General features: G+C 72.1%; 19 protein-coding genes. 15 read left to right on the top strand and 4 right to left on the bottom strand.

The window, feature by feature from the left end; genetic code table 11:
- Nucleotides 1-60 precede the first annotated feature (60 nt).
- From ADK67_RS30225 to ADK67_RS30205, 5 genes are all read left to right on the top strand, one after another.
- Complete coding sequence (locus tag ADK67_RS30225) at nt 61-1,368, top strand: M16 family metallopeptidase (RefSeq protein WP_442974207.1); 1,308 nt, start codon at nt 61-63, stop codon at nt 1,366-1,368.
- A complete protein-coding gene (dapB, locus tag ADK67_RS30220; RefSeq protein WP_053719938.1) occupies nt 1,365-2,123 on the top strand; it encodes a 4-hydroxy-tetrahydrodipicolinate reductase in 759 nt (252 codons plus the stop codon). The genes ADK67_RS30225 and dapB overlap by 4 nt, the downstream gene beginning before the upstream one ends.
- A gap of 7 nt (nt 2,124-2,130) precedes the next feature.
- On the top strand, nt 2,131-2,586 hold the full coding sequence (locus ADK67_RS30215) for a tetratricopeptide repeat protein (RefSeq protein WP_053719937.1): 456 nt from the start codon (nt 2,131-2,133) through the stop codon (nt 2,584-2,586).
- Between the two features lie 226 nt (nt 2,587-2,812).
- The gene (locus ADK67_RS30210) at nt 2,813-3,586 is read left to right on the top strand and encodes a cellulose-binding domain-containing protein (protein WP_053719936.1); all 774 of its coding nucleotides are present in this window, start codon (nt 2,813-2,815) and stop codon (nt 3,584-3,586) included.
- A gap of 60 nt (nt 3,587-3,646) precedes the next feature.
- On the top strand, nt 3,647-4,024 hold the full coding sequence (locus ADK67_RS30205; RefSeq protein WP_157620937.1) for a PRC-barrel domain-containing protein: 378 nt from the start codon (nt 3,647-3,649) through the stop codon (nt 4,022-4,024).
- Here the strand turns inward: ADK67_RS30205 and ADK67_RS30200 are convergent.
- Both ADK67_RS30200 and ADK67_RS30195 read right to left on the bottom strand, forming a co-directional pair.
- Nucleotides 3,972-4,472, bottom strand: a complete 501-nt coding sequence (locus ADK67_RS30200; RefSeq protein ID WP_053719934.1) for a hypothetical protein — start codon at nt 4,470-4,472, stop codon at nt 3,972-3,974. The genes ADK67_RS30205 and ADK67_RS30200 overlap by 53 nt on opposite strands.
- A 21-nt stretch (nt 4,473-4,493) precedes the next feature.
- Nucleotides 4,494-5,045 carry a GNAT family N-acetyltransferase gene (locus ADK67_RS30195; protein WP_053719933.1) on the bottom strand — a complete coding sequence of 184 codons (552 nt, stop codon included), beginning with the start codon at nt 5,043-5,045 and terminating at the stop codon, nt 4,494-4,496.
- A 143-nt stretch (nt 5,046-5,188) separates the two neighbouring features.
- Between ADK67_RS30195 and ADK67_RS30190 the strand changes: the two genes are divergently transcribed.
- From ADK67_RS30190 to ADK67_RS30175, 4 genes are all read left to right on the top strand, one after another.
- Complete coding sequence (locus tag ADK67_RS30190; RefSeq protein ID WP_082404030.1) at nt 5,189-6,085, top strand: EamA family transporter; 897 nt, start codon at nt 5,189-5,191, stop codon at nt 6,083-6,085.
- Nucleotides 6,075-7,286, top strand: a complete 1,212-nt coding sequence (locus ADK67_RS30185; protein ID WP_053719932.1) for a winged helix-turn-helix domain-containing protein — start codon at nt 6,075-6,077, stop codon at nt 7,284-7,286. The genes ADK67_RS30190 and ADK67_RS30185 overlap by 11 nt, the downstream gene beginning before the upstream one ends.
- 63 nt (nt 7,287-7,349) lie before the next feature.
- Entirely contained in the window at nt 7,350-8,363 is a 1,014-nt protein-coding gene (locus ADK67_RS30180) for an aldo/keto reductase (protein ID WP_053719931.1), read from the top strand.
- 69 nt (nt 8,364-8,432) lie between these two features.
- Nucleotides 8,433-9,020: a TetR/AcrR family transcriptional regulator gene (locus tag ADK67_RS30175; protein WP_053719930.1), complete on the top strand. Its 588-nt coding sequence runs from the start codon at nt 8,433-8,435 to the stop codon at nt 9,018-9,020.
- Nucleotides 9,021-9,079: 59 nt separating this feature from the next.
- Here ADK67_RS30175 and ADK67_RS30170 read toward each other — a convergent pair whose 3' ends face one another.
- Nucleotides 9,080-9,967: a DUF4097 family beta strand repeat-containing protein gene (locus ADK67_RS30170; RefSeq protein WP_053719929.1), complete on the bottom strand. Its 888-nt coding sequence runs from the start codon at nt 9,965-9,967 to the stop codon at nt 9,080-9,082.
- 9 nt (nt 9,968-9,976) lie between these two features.
- Nucleotides 9,977-10,504, bottom strand: coding sequence for a toxin-antitoxin system HicB family antitoxin (locus tag ADK67_RS30165; protein WP_053719928.1), 528 nt, complete (start codon nt 10,502-10,504; stop codon nt 9,977-9,979).
- A 165-nt stretch (nt 10,505-10,669) separates the two neighbouring features.
- On the opposite strand from ADK67_RS30165, the gene thyX reads away from it, so the two are divergent.
- The 6 genes from thyX (at nt 10,670) to ADK67_RS30135 (ending at nt 16,588) form a co-directional block, all read left to right on the top strand.
- Nucleotides 10,670-11,422 (top strand): FAD-dependent thymidylate synthase, encoded by a 753-nt coding sequence (gene thyX / locus ADK67_RS30160; RefSeq protein WP_053719927.1) that lies wholly within the window; start codon nt 10,670-10,672, stop codon nt 11,420-11,422.
- Nucleotides 11,423-11,429: 7 nt separating this feature from the next.
- Nucleotides 11,430-11,819 carry an ACT domain-containing protein gene (locus ADK67_RS30155; protein WP_053719926.1) on the top strand — a complete coding sequence of 130 codons (390 nt, stop codon included), beginning with the start codon at nt 11,430-11,432 and terminating at the stop codon, nt 11,817-11,819.
- A 67-nt stretch (nt 11,820-11,886) separates the two neighbouring features.
- Nucleotides 11,887-13,344, top strand: a complete 1,458-nt coding sequence (locus ADK67_RS30150; RefSeq protein WP_053719925.1) for a serine/threonine-protein kinase — start codon at nt 11,887-11,889, stop codon at nt 13,342-13,344.
- A gap of 9 nt (nt 13,345-13,353) precedes the next feature.
- Entirely contained in the window at nt 13,354-13,974 is a 621-nt protein-coding gene (locus ADK67_RS30145; RefSeq protein ID WP_053719924.1) for a TIGR03085 family metal-binding protein, read from the top strand.
- 38 nt (nt 13,975-14,012) lie between these two features.
- Nucleotides 14,013-14,909 (top strand): 4-hydroxy-tetrahydrodipicolinate synthase, encoded by an 897-nt coding sequence (gene dapA, locus ADK67_RS30140; protein WP_053719923.1) that lies wholly within the window; start codon nt 14,013-14,015, stop codon nt 14,907-14,909.
- Nucleotides 14,906-16,588: a ribonuclease J gene (locus ADK67_RS30135; protein ID WP_197289684.1), complete on the top strand. Its 1,683-nt coding sequence runs from the start codon at nt 14,906-14,908 to the stop codon at nt 16,586-16,588. The genes dapA and ADK67_RS30135 overlap by 4 nt, the downstream gene beginning before the upstream one ends.
- Nucleotides 16,589-16,628 lie beyond the last annotated feature (40 nt).

Raw genomic sequence — 16,628 nt, 5'->3', positions numbered from 1 at the left:
GGCACTCGCGGCCGTCCGCTTACGCGCAGGCTCGGCCACCTGCAGAAGCCCGGCACCACGGTGTCGCTGGAACGCGGCGACGCGGGCGTGGCCGTGCGCCGCAGCGTGCTCCCGTCGGGGCTGCGGGTCATCACCGAGCGCATCCCCGGCGTCCGGTCGGCGTCGGTCGGCCTGTGGGTGCAGGTCGGGTCGCGCGACGAGCGGGTCGAGGTCGCGGGCGCCGCGCACTACCTGGAGCACCTGCTGTTCAAGGGCACGGCGAACCGCACGGCGGCGCAGATCGCCGAGGAGATCGACGCGGTCGGCGGCGAGCTGAACGCGTTCACCGCCAAGGAGCACACCTGCTACTACGCGCACGTCCTGGACGAGGACCTGCCGCTGGCGATGGACCTGGTGTGCGACGTGGTGTTCGACGCGCTGTGCGAGCCGCGCGACTTCGAGACCGAGCGCGGCGTGGTGCTCGAAGAGATCGCGATGCGCGACGACGACCCGGAAGACCTGCTGCACGACGCGTTCCTGGACGCCCTGCTGGGCGAGCACGCGCTGGGACGTCCGGTGCTGGGCACCGAGCAGTCCATCGGGGACATGGACCGCGACGCGCTGTTCGGCTTCTACAAGAAGCGCTACACGCTGCCGCGGATGGTGCTCGCGGTGGCGGGCAACATCGACCACGCGCACGTGATGCGCTTGGTGCGCAAGCAGGTCGGCGACCGGCTCGACCGCGTCGGCTCGCCCGTCGCGCCGCGGGCGGGTCGGGCCCGCATCCCCGGTTCGCGCAAGCTGGTGCTGCACTCCGACGACACCGAGCAGGTCCACCTGATGCTGGGCGTGCGCGGGCTGGACCGGCACGACGAGCGCCGGTTCGCGTTGAACGTGCTGAACGCCGCGTTGGGCGGCGGCATGAGCTCGCGGCTGTTCCAGGAGGTCCGGGAGCGGCGCGGCCTGGCGTACCAGGTGTACTCGTCGGTTGGTCTCTACGCGGACGCGGGCACGCTGTCGGTGTACGCGGGCTGCCAGCCGGACCGGCTCGGCGACGTGGCCGGTGTGGTGCGCGACGTGCTGTCCACCGTGGCCCGTGACGGGCTGAGCGACGCGGAGGTGGCCCGGGGCAAGGGCCAGCTGCGCGGCGGGCTCGTGCTCGGCCTGGAGGACACCAGCTCGCGGATGTCGCGCATCGGCAAGGGCGAGCTGAACTACGGCGACTACCTGTCCGTGGAGCAGACGCTGGCCCGCATCGACGGCGTCACCGCGGCCGACGTCGCCACGTTGGCGAAGGACCTGCTGCGACGCCCCGTCGCCGCCGCCGTGGTCGGCCCTTACGCTCACGCCGACGATCTGCCGTCCCAGGTGCACGAGGTGATCTCTTGAGTTCCGCAGAACCGCTCCGCGTAGGCGTCATCGGCGCCAGGGGCCGCATGGGCGCCGAGGTGTGCCGTGCCGTCGAGGCCGCGGAGGACATGGAAGTCGTGGCGATGGTCGACGCGGGCGACTGGCTGTTCAACCTGGCCGACGCCGGCGCGCAGGTCGCGGTCGACTTCACCAGCCCCGACGTGGTGATGGACAACATCCGGTTCTGCGTGGACAACGACATCCACGCCGTCGTCGGCACGTCCGGGTTCGACGCGCAGCGGCTGGGCACGGTCTCCGAGTGGCTGGACGCGAAGCCGGAGCTGGGCGTGCTGATCGCGCCGAACTTCGCCATCGGCGCCGTGCTGTCCATGCGGTTCGCGGAGCTGGCCGCCCGGTACTACGAGTCGGCCGAGGTCATCGAGCTGCACCACCCGCGCAAGGTGGACGCGCCCTCCGGCACCGCCGCGCACACGGCCCGGCTGATCTCGCAGGCCCGTGCGGCGGCGGGCCTGGGCCCGATGCCGGACGCGACCACGCAGGAGGCGCCCGGCGCGCGCGGCACGCTCGTGGACGACGTGCGGGTGCACTCGCTGCGCGTGGCCGGGCTGATCGCGCACCAGGAGGTCGTGTTCGGCACGGAGGGCGAGACGCTGACGCTGCGGCACGACTCGCTGGACCGCAAGTCGTTCATGCCGGGCGTGCTGCTGGCCGTGCGGTCGATCGCGGGGCACCCCGGGCTGTCCGTGGGGCTCGACAAGTACATGGACCTCTGACCAGCTCATGAAGACCCGCACCGTCGCGTTCCTGATCACCGCCGCGCTGGCGGTGTACTTCGTGCTGCTCGGCGGCCGGGCCGTGGTGCTGCTGGGCACCGGCGACCCGGTCGGCATCGGCCTCGGTGTCGGCGTGCTCGTGCTGCCGCTCATCGGCGCGTGGATCGCGTGGACGAACCTCAGGTTCGGCTTCACCACCGAGCGGATGGCGCGGCAGCTCGACGCCGAGGGCGCGCTCCTCGACACGTCCGAGTTGCCGCGCCGCCCGTCCGGGCGGGTGGACCGGGAGGCGGCCGACGCCTGGTTCGAGGAGCGCCGGGTCGACGTCGAGGCGCGGCCGGAGGACTGGCGGGCGTGGTTCCTGCTGGCCCAGGCCTACGACCTGGCCGGTGACCGCGGTCGGGCCCGCGAGACGATGCGGACCGCGATCGACCTCTTCTCGCTGCCGACGAATCGGGCGTAGTTCGACCCTGGTAAGCGCGTTCATCCGGTCTTCACGTTCCCTTGCCTTGGATCTTGCGGTGAACGTCGTTACCGTGGGTGACGTGGGTGAGACCTGTGAGAAGCTGCGGCTGACCTTCGCGTGCCTGGTCATCGCCACCGCCGTGGCCGTTGCGCTCATGCTCGGCTAGCCACGCCGACCTCCTGGGGAAGAATCAGGCGAACCGCCGCGTCCCCCGGGAGTGCCCATGCCCTTCGCTCGGATCGTCCGGGCGGCTCTCGCCGTCGCCGCGGCCCTGGTCGCGGTCGGTCTCGTCACCCCGACGGCCACGGCGGGCGCCGCGGTCGGCTGCGCCGTCGACTACGAGATCACCAACGAGTGGCGGAGCGGGTTCGGCGCGCGCGTCACCCTGACGAACCTCGGCGACCCGCTGTCGGGCTGGACCTTGGAGTGGGCGTTCACCGCCGGGCAGCGGATCACCTCCGAGACGTGGAACGGCGTGTTCAGCCAGTCCGGGAGCGCCGTGCGGGTGGAGAACGCCTCCCACAACGGCTCGGTGCGCACGGGCGGGTCGGTGTCGGTCGGCTTCAACGGCACCTGGTCGGGCAGCAACCCCGCGCCGACGTCGTTCGCCGTGGACGGCGTGCCGTGCACGGGCTCGGTGGTGACCGCCGAAACCACGACGGGCGCGCCGGCGCCCACGTCCACGCCGACGACCGAACCTTCCGCCACGACCACGACGACGACCACCACCACGACCACGACGGCGTCCTCGGCCTCGTCGTCGGCCACTACCGCCGCGTCGGAGCCCTCAGCGGCTTCCGGCACGTTCCCCTGGCCGACCGCGTCGCGGAAACCCGCGGTCGTGCTGTCCGCGGACGTGAGCCCGGACAGCGGGGTGGACGCGCTGCGCCTGGGCCTGGTCATCAGCCTGCTCGTGGCGGCCGTGGGCCTCGCCGTCCTGCTCGTGGTGCGGCGTCACCTCGGACGGGTGGGCGAACGCACCGACGAGCGACCCTAGGGTCACACGACCGGGTGGTTCACCGTGCGCTCGCCCGAACGACGGGGTAGCCGAAGAGGCATGGATCGCGCAGCGGTGGACCGCCTCTACGAGTGTGACGTGCTGGATCGGCACGGCAGGCCCATCGGACCGGTCGCGGCGCTGTGGCTGGCCGGTGGCCGTCCGCTGTGGGCTTCCGTGCGCAGCGACGGCGGCACGACGCTGGTGCCGATCCGCGGCGCCCAGGTGCGCGAGCGCAGGCTCGTGGTGCCGGTCGACAAGCGCGAGGTGGAGGACGCGCCGAAGGTCGGCGACCGCGACCTGTCGGAAGCCGAGCAGGCCGAGCTGCACGACCACTACGGGCTGACGCTGCCCGAGCAGCGCCTGGTGCGCCACCAGCGCACCGTCAGTGCACCCACCAGCCAGCCACCGCGGCAGGCGAGGCGGCGAGCACGCTGAACCGGGCGAACCGGCCGGCCACGCTGGTGGAGATGAACAGCCAGGACGACATGCCCGCCAGGCCCGCCAGCACGGTGGTGAACATGAACGGCGGCAGGCCGACCACGGAGCTGACCGCGTGCGTGCCGAACATCCAGTGCGGGTGCCGGTGGCAGCGCACGCGCACCCACTCCAGCCTGGCCTTCCACTTCAGCCGCCACGGCGACAGCGGCTTGGCCGGCTTCTCCTTGCGCTTCAGGAACGCGGGCAGGTGCAACGTCCCGCGCGCGGCCAGGAAGTAGAACATCTTGCCCAGCACCTGGCCCACGGCGACCGCGATCCCGATCCACCACCACGAGATGCCCGGTTGCTGGGTGACCAGTCCGATGACGAAGATCTCGATGCTGATGAGGGGTATCAGCGCGGAGCCGAAGGCGACGCTGAACGTGAGGCACAACCACCCGAGCACTGGGCGAGGCTACCCGTGCCGTCACGGCTCGAGCAGTAGGGACAACCCCCCGGTAACCCTTATTTCGCGCAACGGCCGCCCGCCGGCGTCCAGGGTGCGGACCGTGCCGTCGGCGTCCCACTCCGCTTTGCCGTAGAAGCCGATCGACGCCTTGTCCGCTTCCGGCACCCACGCGACACCTCTCGTGGCGCCGGCTTCGCGCAGGTGGGAGGCGGCGGTGGCGAGCAGTCGGCCGCCGTGGCCACGCCGTCCCCAGCGCGGTTCCACGAGCACGCTCACCAGTGCCGTCGTCGCCGCGTCCTCGGGCAGCGAGCCGTCCGCGTGCGCCACTTCTTCTTCGGGCGCCAACCCGGCGACGCAGAAGCCGACCGTCCACGTGCCCTCGATGGCGACGAACACCTGACCGTGCCCGACCGCCTCGGCCCACGCGGGCGCGGTCTGCTCGACGTCGATCGCCTCCAGTACCTCGGCGGGCACGATGTCGCGGTAGGCGGTGCGCCAGGTGTCTCGGTGGATGCGGGCGATCTCCGCCACGTCGTCGGGCTGCGCGGTGCGCACGGTGGCGTCGGCCATGCCGGCACCCTATCCGCCGCCCGACCGGCCCGGTGCGGAGGCGGGTCGGCGGGCGGCGCGCGGTGTCGAAGGAGTCCGATGTCACGGCTCCGTGGCGGAAATCCGCGTGATTCCGCCCGTGCCGGCGTGAAAGCGTCGGTGACGTGCGTTGGGCAGCGTTGGGCGTCGTGTACGTGGTCTGGGGTTCGACCTACCTGGCCATCAGGTTCACCATCGAGTCGATGCCGCCGCTGTTGTCGGGCGGCACGCGGTTCCTCCTCGCCGGCGCGGTGCTGGCGGCGGTGGTGGCGTGGCGCGGCGGGCTGCGGATGACGCGGCGGCAGTTCGGCTCGGCGGTGGTGCTCGGCCTGCTGCTGCCCGCGTGGGGCAACGGGCTCGTGGTGCTGGCCGAGCAGTCGGTGGCGTCCGGGTTGGCGGCGCTGCTGGTGGCGTCCGTGCCGCTGTACGTGGTGCTGATGCGGCGGTTCGCCGGTGAACGGCCGCACGGCGTGACGTACGCGGGCGTGGCCATCGGGCTGGTGGGGTTGGCCGTGTTGTTGTTGGACGACATGGGCGAGTCGTCGTGGTGGGGGCCGTGGGTGGTGCTGCTGGCGGCGTTCGGGTGGGCGCTGGGGTCGTTCCTGAGCAGTCGGCTGGACACGCCGGCGAACCCGTTCGCGTTGTCGGCGGTGGAGATGCTGGCCGGTGGGGCGGCGTTGACGGTGGTGGGGCTGGTCGCGGGGGAGCGGGTGTCGTTCGACGCGATCACCACGTCGTCGTGGGTGGCGTGGGGCTACCTGGTGGTGTTCGGGTCGCTGCTGGCGTTCAGCTCGTACGTGTACGTGCTGGGGCAGCTGCCGGTGTCGACGGTGGCGACCTACGCGTACGTGAACCCGGTGATCGCCGTGGTGCTCGGGGTGTGGCTGGCCGACGAGCGGTTCGGGGTGTTCCAGCTGCTCGGCGGGCTGCTGGTGGTCGCGGCCGTGGTGCTGGTGGTCCGGGCCGAGCGGAAACGTCGTACCCCGGTGGGAGTATCCAGCCGTGCAGAAGATGAACGCTGACGTCGCCCGTCGCATCGCGCTCGGCGCCCAGGGTTTCGCCGAACCGCGGCCCGCCTCCGCACCCACCCGGCGGCACCTGCAGAAGGTGCTGTCCCACATCCGGTTGTTGCAGCTGGACTCGGTGAACGTGGCCGTCCGCGCGCACTACATGCCGTTGTTCAGCAGGCTCGGCTCCTACGCGCCGTCCTTGGTGGACGACGCGGCGTGGTCGCACAGCGCCCGCAAGCCGCGGCTGCTGGTGGAGTACTGGGCGCACGAGGCGAGCCTGGTGCCGGTGGAGGACTGGCCGTTGCTGCACTCCGGGGCCAAGCGCGCCGGCTGGTGGAAGAACTACGCGGCGGTCGCCGAGCGCTCGCCGCAGCTCGTGGACGACATCCTGGCGGCGGTGAAGGAGCTGGGGCCGATCGGCGCGGGTGCGATCGAGAAGGCGCTGGCGGGTGGCGGGCCGCGGGCCAAGGACCACTGGGGCTGGAACTGGTCCGAGGTCAAGAAGGTGTGCGAGCACCTGTTCGGCGAGGGCGTGCTGACGACCGGGTCGCGGCGCGGCTTCGAGCGGCTGTACGACCTGAGCGAACGCGTGCTGCCGCCGGAGGCGTTGGCGCGGCGGTTGTCGATTTCGGCGGAGGAGGGCGCGCGGGAGCTGGTGACGCGTGCGGCGACGGCGTTGGGCGTGGCGACGGAGCCGGATCTGCGCGACTACTACCGCCTGCAGCCCGCGCGCAGCCGGCAGGCCGTGGCGGAGCTGGTCGAGGCGGGGGTGCTGGAGCCGGTCGAGGTGCAGGGCTGGGGCGTGCCCGCGTACCGGCACGTCGAGGCGCGCGTGCCGCGGCGGATCACCGGGCGGGCGTTGCTGTGCCCGTTCGACCCGTTGATCTGGGAGCGGGCCAGGACCGAGCGGATCTTCGACTTCTTCTACCGGATCGAGATCTACGTGCCCGCGCCGAAGCGGGTGCACGGCTACTACGTGTTCCCGTTCCTGCTCGACGGCGAGCTGGTGGGGCGGGTCGACCTGAAGGCGGACCGGGCGGCGGGCGTGCTGCGGGTGCAGGCGGCGTACGCCGAGCCGGGCGCGGACGTGGGCCGGGTCGCGGTGGAGCTGGCCGCCGAGCTGCGGCACATGGCGGACTGGCTGGAGCTGGACGACGTGGAGGTCGTGCTCAAGGGCGACCTCGCCGGGGTGCTGAAGGCGGTGGTGCGGTGATGTCCACCACCTGATGGGCTGACAGAAGTTGAAATCTGTCAGCCCAAGTCCCATAGTGGAGTCATGACGAACTCCACCCACCGCGTGACCCGTCGTCGGGTCTTGGGCGCGACCGGTCCCGAGGTGTCCGCGCTCGGCCTCGGCTGCATGGGCATGTCCGACCTGTACGGCCCGGCCGACGAGGCGGAGAGCGTGGCCACCATCCACGCCGCCGTCGACGCGGGCGTGACGCTGCTCGACACCGGCGACTTCTACGGCATGGGCCACAACGAGCTGCTGATCCGGCAGGCACTGCGCGACCGCAACCGCGACGACGTGGCGATCAGCGTCAAGTTCGGCGCGCTGCGCGACGCGGACGGCGGCTGGCACGGCAACGACGCCAGGCCCGAGGCGGTGCGCAACTTCCTCGCCTACACGCTGCGCCGGCTCGGCACGGACCACGTCGACGTCTACCGCCCGGCCCGGCTCGACCCGGCCGTCCCGATCGAGGAGACGGTCGGCGCGATCAAGGAGGAGGTCGAGAAGGGCCGCGTCCGCCACATCGGCCTGTCCGAGGTGGGCGCGGACACGCTGCGCCGGGCCAACGCGGTCCACCCGATCGTCGACCTCCAGATCGAGTACTCGCTGATCTCCCGGGGCATCGAGCGTGAGGTCCTGCCCACCGCCCGCGAGCTGGGCATCGGCATCACCGCGTACGGCGTGCTGTCGCGCGGCCTGATCTCGGGCCACTGGACGGCGTCGCGGGAGACCAACGACTTCCGCGCCATCTCGCCGCGCTTCCAGGGCGACAACCTCGACCACAACCTGTCGCTGGTCGAGGCGCTGCGCGCGGTGGCCGCCGAGAAGGGCACGACGGTCGCCCAGCTGGCGATCGCCTGGGTGCTGGCTCAGGGCGAGGACATCGTCCCGCTGGTGGGCGCCCGCCGCCGCGACCGGCTGACCGAGGCCCTCGGCGCGCTGGACGTGACGCTGACCGAGGCCGACCTGTCCCGGATCGAGGCCGCGGTCCCGGCCGACGCCGCGGCGGGCGAGCGTTACGCGCCCGTCCTGATGGAGCACCTGGACAGCGAGCGCTGACCGCGGTCGGCGTCGCCGGCCGGCACGCGCACAATTGACGGATCAGCCGGCGACACCAGGGAGCACCACGTGGCGGAAGGCGCACTGACCGCTGAGGTCATCCTCAGCACCACGGAGGACGTCCTCCGCCGCTACGGCCCCGCCAAGGCGACCGTGGTGGACGTGGCCCGCGCCCTGGGCGTGAGCCACGGCAGCGTCTACCGCCACTTCCCGACCAAAGCGGCCCTGCGCGAGGCGGTCACGCAGCGGTGGCTCGCCCGCGCCCACTCGGGCTTGACCGACCTCGCCACCGCCGACACGCCCGCGCCGCAACGCCTGCGCGACTGGCTGGCGGCGCTCTTTGAGTCCAAGCGCGTGAAGGCGCTGGACGACCCGGAGCTGTTCGCCACGTACTCGGTGCTGGTGACCGAGAACAGCGCCGTGGTGGACGCCCACGTGGCGACGCTGGTCGAGGACCTGACCCGGATCGTCGAGGACGGCGTGGCGTCCGGCGAGTTCGCCACCGACGACCCGGCAGGCGCGGCCGAGGCCGTCCTGGCCGCCACCGCCCGGTTCCACGACCCGGTCCACGCGCCCCTGTGGTCGACGCCGGACATCGACGCGAGCTTCGAGGCGGTGGTGTCACTCTTGGTGGCGGGACTCCGGGCCCGCCCGTAGGAGAACCGCGGCGCGCGCATCGGGGGTGCGCACGCCGCGGCTTGGTCCGAGCGTGACGGTCAGGCGGTGGTCGCCGTGGTCACCAGGGCGGAGCCGCTGCCGGTCCGGCCGGTGATGAACAGGGCGGGCTCGTCCTCCGGCGGCGTGTCGGAGACGTCCAGGTCGCTGCGCGCCGAGCCCGAGTTGGAGACCAGGTCGACCTGCGCCGCCACACCGGGCCGCACGCCGACGCGGACGTCGCCCGAGCCGGTGCCGAGCTGGATCCTGCCTGCCGCGGCGTCGGCGATGGTGACGTCACCGCCGCCCGTCCGCACCTGCACGTCGTTCTGCACGGCGCCGAGCCACACGTCGCCGGTGCCCGTGTAGATCACGGTGTTCCCGCCGACCGACGACACCTCGATGTCGCCGCTGCCGGTCTTCGCCCGCAGCCCGCCGAGCATCGGCCCGAGCCGCAGCTTGCCCGAACCCGAGTTGACCTGCGACGACGCGTCCGCGCGATCCGCGGTCACGTCACCGGTGCCGGTGTGGACGTCCAGCCGACCCGCCGCGCCGGTCACGGTCACGTCCGCCGAGCCCGCCTTGGTGATCACGTGGGAGCCGGCGGGCGCCCGGACCGTCACGCTCAACGGCACGGCACGCAGCGGGAGCGCCTTGGACGAGTGCACCTTCAGCCGCCCGCCGGACAGCTCCAGCCGGGCGTCCCGCACCGCCTCCGCCGGCCCGGCCGGCTGCCCGCCGCCCTTGCCGAACTGGTCGTTCACCCAGCTCAGCAGGCCGGACAGGCCCGCCGCCCACGACTCGCCCGGCGACGGGTCGTGCTTGACCTCGACGTGCACGCCCGGCTCGTCGACCAGGTGCACCCGCACCCGGCCGGAGAGCAGCGCCACGTCGACCTCCACGGCTCCGTCGACCTCGAAGCTCTGCTGACGCACGACATCCGATTCCATGATCCCCCCTCAGCCCTGCACCCAGCCGCGGACGCGGGAGGACGACGACGATTCGCCGCCCGACTGGTCCTTCGGCGGCCCCCAGTGCTTGTGGCCACCGCCACCACCGCGCCGACCGCCGACCGCGCCCTGCACGGCCTGCGCGACGAACGTGTTCAGCGACATCCCCTGGGCCGCGGCCGCCTGCTCGGCCTTCGACTTCAGCTCGTCCAGCAGCCGCAGGGTGACGCGCGTGGCGTCACCGGCGGAGGGCCGGGGAACTTCCTGCGGCTCGGGTTCGTGTTCTTCCCGAGCGGCCGTGCCGGTGACGACCACCTGCACGTCCCGTCCGTCCAACCGCACGTCGACGACGGGGCCGTCGAGGGCCGCGGTGACCTCCGCGGCCAGGTCGGACAGTGCGTTCATGAGCGCGAGCCGCGCGGCGGGCTCCAAAGCTGCGGACAGCAGGGCCGCGGTGCGCCGGGTGTTGTCGTCCCCGGCGGACGCGGCCGTCGCGAGGTCCTCGCGCAGCGCTGCGATGTACGGCGACAGATCCATGACACCACCATGACGTCAAACCTGACATCAGTCAAGGAAGCTGGTGATGTCGTTCATGACGGCACGGTGCGCGGCGCGAACGGACGCGGCCCTGTCGGCCGAACGGCGGTGGCCGAGCGCCGGCGTCGAGCGGCGGCGGGAACGGCTTCGGTTAGGGTTCGAGCCATGGCTGAGACGGTGGCGCCGAAGGTGCAGTTGATCGCGAAGACGGAGTTCTTCCCCCCGGACGGCGTCCCGTGGTCCACCGACGCCGACGGCGGCGAGGCGCTGGCGGAGTTCGCCGGCCGCGCCTGCTACCAGTCGTGGACCAAGCCGAACCCGGCCACCGCCACGAACGTGGGCTACATCAAGCACATCATCGAGGTCGGCCACCTGTCCGTCCTGGAGCACGGCTCGGTCAGCTTCTACCTGACCGGCATCTCCCGCTCGCTCACCCACGAGCTGATCCGGCACCGCCACTTCTCGTACTCGCAGCTGTCCCAGCGGTACGTGCCCGAGCGCAACGCCGCCATGGTCGAGCCGGACGTCATCGCGAACGACCCGGAGCTGCACGAGAAGTTCCTGGCCGCCGCGCAGGCCAGCGTCGAGGCCTACACCGAGCTGCTGAAGGGCCTGGAGGAGAAGTTCTCCGACGTGCCGAGCGCCACCCTGCGCCGCAAGCAGGCCCGTCAGGCGGCCCGGGCGATCCTGCCCAACGCCACCGAGACCCGCATCGTGGTGACCGGCAACTACCGCGCGTGGCGGCACTTCATCGCGATGCGCGCCACCGAGCACGCCGACGTGGAGATCCGCGCGCTGGCCGTGGAGTGCCTGCGCCAGCTGCAGAAGGCGGCGGCCAACGTGTTCGCCGACTTCACCATCTCCACCCTGGCCGACGGCACCGAGGTCGCCTCCAGCCCGCTGGTCACCGAAGGCTGACGGCCCGGTGAAGCGGCTGATCGTCGACGTCCGGCCGGGCGAGTACACGGTCGCGCGGCTGCCCGCCGACGCGCCGGTCCCGGCCGGGCTGCTCGACGCGCCCGGCCTGGTCTCGGTGACCAGGACTCCCGACGAGCTGTCGATCGTGTGCCCGGTCGAGCACGCGCCGGAGGCGGGCACCGCGCAGCCGGGCTGGCGGTTGCTGACCGTGCGCGGTCCGCTGGAGTTCACCCTCACCGGCATCATGGCCGCCTTGTCGGGTGAACTGGCCGCGGCGGGCGTGAGCCTGTTCGCGCTGTCCACCTACGACACCGACCACCTGCTGGTGAAGTCGGGCGACCTGGCCCGCGCCGTGCAGGCGCTGCGGTCGTCCGGGCACGAAGTCACGAAACCGTGAAACCGGATCGGGCGACACGTGGTCTGAAGTAGCGTTCCGCCCGGTCCGCGGGTTTCGAGGAGTGACGGTGACTGGTCCGACGCAAGGTGTGAGCGCTCAACCCCGCGTGATCGCGGGCAGGTACACCCTGCTCGCCGAGCTGGGGCGGGGCGGCATGGGCGTCGTCTGGCGCGCCCAGGACAACGTGATCGGCCGCCAGGTCGCCATCAAGGAGCTGCACCTGCCCGACGGCATCGCGCTGGAGGAGCGCCGGGTGCTGGAGGAACGGGTGCTGCGCGAGGCGCGCACCGCGGGCCGGCTGAACGACCCCGGCGTGGTCACGGTGTACGACGTGGTCGCCGAGCACGGCATGAACTACATCGTGATGGAGCTGGTCGAGGCCGCCACGCTGTCCACTTTGATCAACGCGCACGGCCCGATGCCGCAGGACCGCGTGATCTCGATGGCGATCCAGGCGCTGTCCGCTTTGGACTCCGCGCACCAGGCCGGGATCGTGCACCGCGACGTCAAGCCCGGCAACCTCATGGTCACGCCCAACGGCCGGGTGAAGCTCACCGACTTCGGCATCGCCCAGGCCGTCGACGACCCGCGGCTGACCACCAGCGGCAGCCTCATCGGCTCGCCCGCCTACATGTCGCCGGAGCGCATCCACGGCAACGAGGCCTCGCCCGCGTCCGACCTGTGGGCGCTCGGCGCGACGCTCTGCTACGCCGTCGAGGGCGCCAACCCGTACGACCGCCCCACCACCGCGTCCACCCTGCACGCGATCATGAACGAGATGCCCCGGCTGACCAGGGCGCACGGCGTGCTCGGCGCGGTGATCACCGGCCTGATGATGCCCGACCCGAACGCCAGGCTGACCGGCCCGCAGGCCCGCGCCATGCTGGAACGCGCGGCGGCCCAGCCGACGCCGCCGACCGGTTTCGGCGCTCCGCCGAACCAGACCATGCAGTACACCCAGCCCACCGCCGTGCGGAAGCCGTGGCTCAAGGGCGTGCTGATCACCGGCACGGCCGTGGCGGCGGTGGCGCTGCTGGTCGCCGGCGTGTTCCTCGGCCGGTGGTGGTTCACCGAGCAGCCGCCCGCGCCGATGGCCGAGACGATCACCTACGGACCCGGCGGCACGATCGAACCCGCCCAGTTCAAGGCGGGCGGCGGGCAGTGCGGCGACAACCTGGTCGACCCCAAGAACACCGTCAACTACACCGAATGCGACAAGCCGCACCGGACCGAGGTCTACGCGGCGGCCGAGCCGTTCGGGTCGGACAAGATGCCCTACCCGGGTGAGGAGTACCTGCGCGGGTACGCCGAGAACTACTGCACGCTGTACTTCATGTCCGAGCGGGTGCCCGTCGAGGACAAGCAGTCCAAGCTCCGGTACGTGGCGATCGTGCCGACCTCCGGCGCGTGGGACGACGACCCGACCAAGTCCAAGAAGGAAGACGAGAAGCGCTACCGCGACGTGGCGTGCGTGCTGTGGAACAAGGACGGCTCCGCGCTGAACGACCAGGTGTACGCCGAGTAGCGTGGGCCCATGGGCGTCGCGCAGGACGAACGCAGGCTGCTGACCGAGCTGTTCGCCGAGGTGGGGCCGGACGCGCCCACGTTGTGCGACCCGTGGCGCACCCGCGACCTCGCCGCCCACCTCGTGCTGCGGGAACGCCGCCCGGACGCGGCGGCGGGCATCCTGCTCAAGCCGCTGGCCGGGCACGCGCAGCGCGTCCAGGACGCCTACGCGGCCAGGCCGTGGGACGAGCTGGTCGGGCTGGTCCGCGTCGGCCCGCCCCGGTTCTCGCCGTACGCGCTCGTCGACGAGCTGGTGAACTCCGTCGAGTACTTCGTGCACCACGAGGACGTGCGCCGGGCGCGGGACGACTGGGAGCCGCGTTCACCCGATCCGGTACGAGACGCGGTGCTGTGGCGGCGGCTCGCGCCGGCCGCCCGGCTGATGTACCGCAAGAGCCCGGTCGGGGTGGTGCTGCGCCGCCCGGACGGCGAGGTGGTCGTCGCCAAGCGTGGCGCGAACCCCGTCGTGCTGACCGGGCAGGTCTCGGAACTGCTGGTGCACGTGTTCGGCCGGGCCGCCGCACGCGTCGAGTACGACGGCGCGGACGACGCCGTGCGGCTGGTGCGCGGCCTCGACCGGAGCATGTAGTCGCAGCTTGCCGAGGGTGACGCGGTAGATTTCCGCCCATGACCGGAAGTCCTACCGCCTCGCCCGGCCGCCCGTTCGGCCGCGTGCTCACCGCCATGGTCACCCCGTTCGACGCGGAGGGGGCGGTGGACCTGGACAAGGCGCAGCGGCTCGCCGAGCACCTGGTCGAGCTGGGCAACGACGGTCTCGTGGTCAACGGCACCACCGGTGAGAGCCCGACCACCAGCGACGCGGAGAAGGCGGACCTGATCCGCGCCGTGGTCGAGGCGGTCGGCGACCGCGCCACCGTGGTCAGCGGCGCGGGCACGTACGACACCGCGCACAGCGTGCACCTGGCCCAGCAGGCGGAGGCGGCGGGCGCGCACGGCCTGCTGCTGGTCACCCCGTACTACTCGCGGCCCACGCAGGACGGTGTGTACGCGCACTTCACCACCGTGGCCGACCAGGTGGGCGTGCCCGTGATGCTGTACGACATCCCGCCGCGGACCGTGATCCCCATCGAGGTGCCGACCCTGCTGCGGCTCGCCGAGCACCCGCGGATCGTCGCGGTGAAGGACGCCAAGGGCGACCTGCTCGCGGGCAGCAAGGTCATCGCGGCCACCGACCTGGCCTACTACTCCGGTGACGACCCGCTGAACCTGCCGTGGCTGTCGGTCGGGGCGGTGGGCTTCGTCAGCGTCATCTCGCACATCGCCGCGGACCGGCTGCGCGACCTGCTCGACGCGTTCGAGTCCGGCGACGTCGCCGGCGCGACCGCGATCCACCAGTCGCTGCTGCCGCTGCTGCGGCCCTTCAGCCGGATGCCCGGCGTCACCTACGCCAAGACCGCGCTGCGCCTGCGCGGCCTGGACGTCGGCGACCCGAGGCTGCCGCTGGTACCCGCTTCAACCGAGGACATCGAGGCCGTCGAGGCCGAATTGGGAGTCAACGCGTGATCAACCCGAGCTCACCCCCGCCCGCACTGCCCGACGGAGGTCTGCGCGTCGTCGCACTGGGTGGAATTGGCGAGATCGGCCGCAACATGACGGTGTTCGAGCACGCCGGCCGGCTGCTCGTCGTGGACTGCGGCGTGCTCTTCCCCGAGGACGACCAGCCAGGCGTCGACCTGATCCTCCCGGACTTCCGGGCCATCGAGGACCGGTTGGACGACATCGAGGCGCTGGTGCTCACCCACGGGCACGAGGACCACATCGGCGCGGTGCCGTTCCTGCTGAAGCTGCGCCCCGACCTGCCGGTGGTCGGCTCGCGGTTCACGCTGGCGCTGCTCGCGGCCAAGTGCAAGGAGCACCGCCAGACGCCCCGGCTGATCGAGATCACCGACGGCGACCGGCGCTCGTACGGGCCGTACGAGCTGGAGTTCTTCGCGGTCAACCACTCCATCCCGGACGCGGTCGCGGTCGCCGTGCGCACGTCCGCCGGCCTGGTGCTGCACACCGGCGACATCAAGCTCGACCAGCTGCCGCTGGACGGCAGGCTCACCGACCTGGCCGGGTTCTCCCGGCTCGGCGACGAGGGCGTCGACCTGTTCCTGGTCGACTCGACCAACGCCGAGGTGCCGGGGTTCGTCGCGCCGGAGCGCGAGATCGGGCCGGTGCTGGAGAACGTCGTCCGCAAGGCCAACCAGCGGGTGATCGTGGCCTGCTTCGCCTCCCACGTGCACCGCGTGCAGCAGGTGCTGGACGTCGCCGTGCAGTACAAGCGGCGGGTCGCGCTCGTCGGCCGGTCGATGGTGCGCAACATGGGCATCGCGGCCGAGCTCGGCTACCTGAACGTGCCGGACGGCCTGTTCGTCGACCTCAACGAGGCGATGGAGCTGCCCGAGGACGAGGTGATGTTCGTGTCGACCGGCTCGCAGGGCGAGCCGCTGTCGGCGTTGTCGCGGATGGCGCGCGGCGAGCACCGGCAGATCTCGATCAGGGCCGGCGACACGATCGTGCTGGCGTCATCGCTGATCCCGGGCAACGAGAACGCGGTGTTCGGCGTGGTCAACGGCCTGGCTCGGCTCGGCGCGACGGTCGTGCACCAGGGCAACGCCAAGGTGCACGTGTCCGGGCACTCGCCGGCCGGTGAGCTGCTGTTCCTCTACAACGCCGTGCGGCCGTCGAACGTGATGCCGGTGCACGGCGAGTGGCGGCACTTGCGGGCGAACGCGGCGCTGGCCGTGGCGACGGGCGTGGCCGAGGAGCGCGTCGTCATCGCCGAGGACGGCGTGGTGGTCGACCTGGTCGACGGCAAGGCGGCGATCACCGGCCGGGTCGAGGTCGGCCACGTCTACGTGGACGGCCTGTCGGTCGGCGACGTCGGCGAGTCGACCCTGTCCGACCGGCTGGTGCTCGGCGAGGGCGGGTTCATCGCGATCACCGTCGCCGTCGACTCCACCAACGGCCGCGCGGTCGCACCGCCGACCGTGTCCGGCCGGGGCTTCTCCGACGACCCGAAGGCGTTGGACCAGGCGGTGTCCCTGGTGGAGATGGAGCTGTCCCGCACGGAGGCCGAGGGCATCACCGACTCGCACCGCATCGCCCAGGCCGTGCGCCGCGTGGTGGGCCGCTGGGTCGCCGAGACCTACCGCCGCCGGCCGATGATCGTGCCGACGATCATCCCGGTGAACTGACCGGCAGCTAGCGGACAGCCGACCGTCTTCGCGGCGGGCC

It is taken from the genome of Saccharothrix sp. NRRL B-16348 (assembly GCF_001280085.1).
Classification (GTDB): domain Bacteria; phylum Actinomycetota; class Actinomycetes; order Mycobacteriales; family Pseudonocardiaceae; genus Actinosynnema.
The sequence above is the reverse complement of the archived record's forward strand: the minus strand, read 5'-3'. Positions and strand labels throughout refer to the sequence as shown.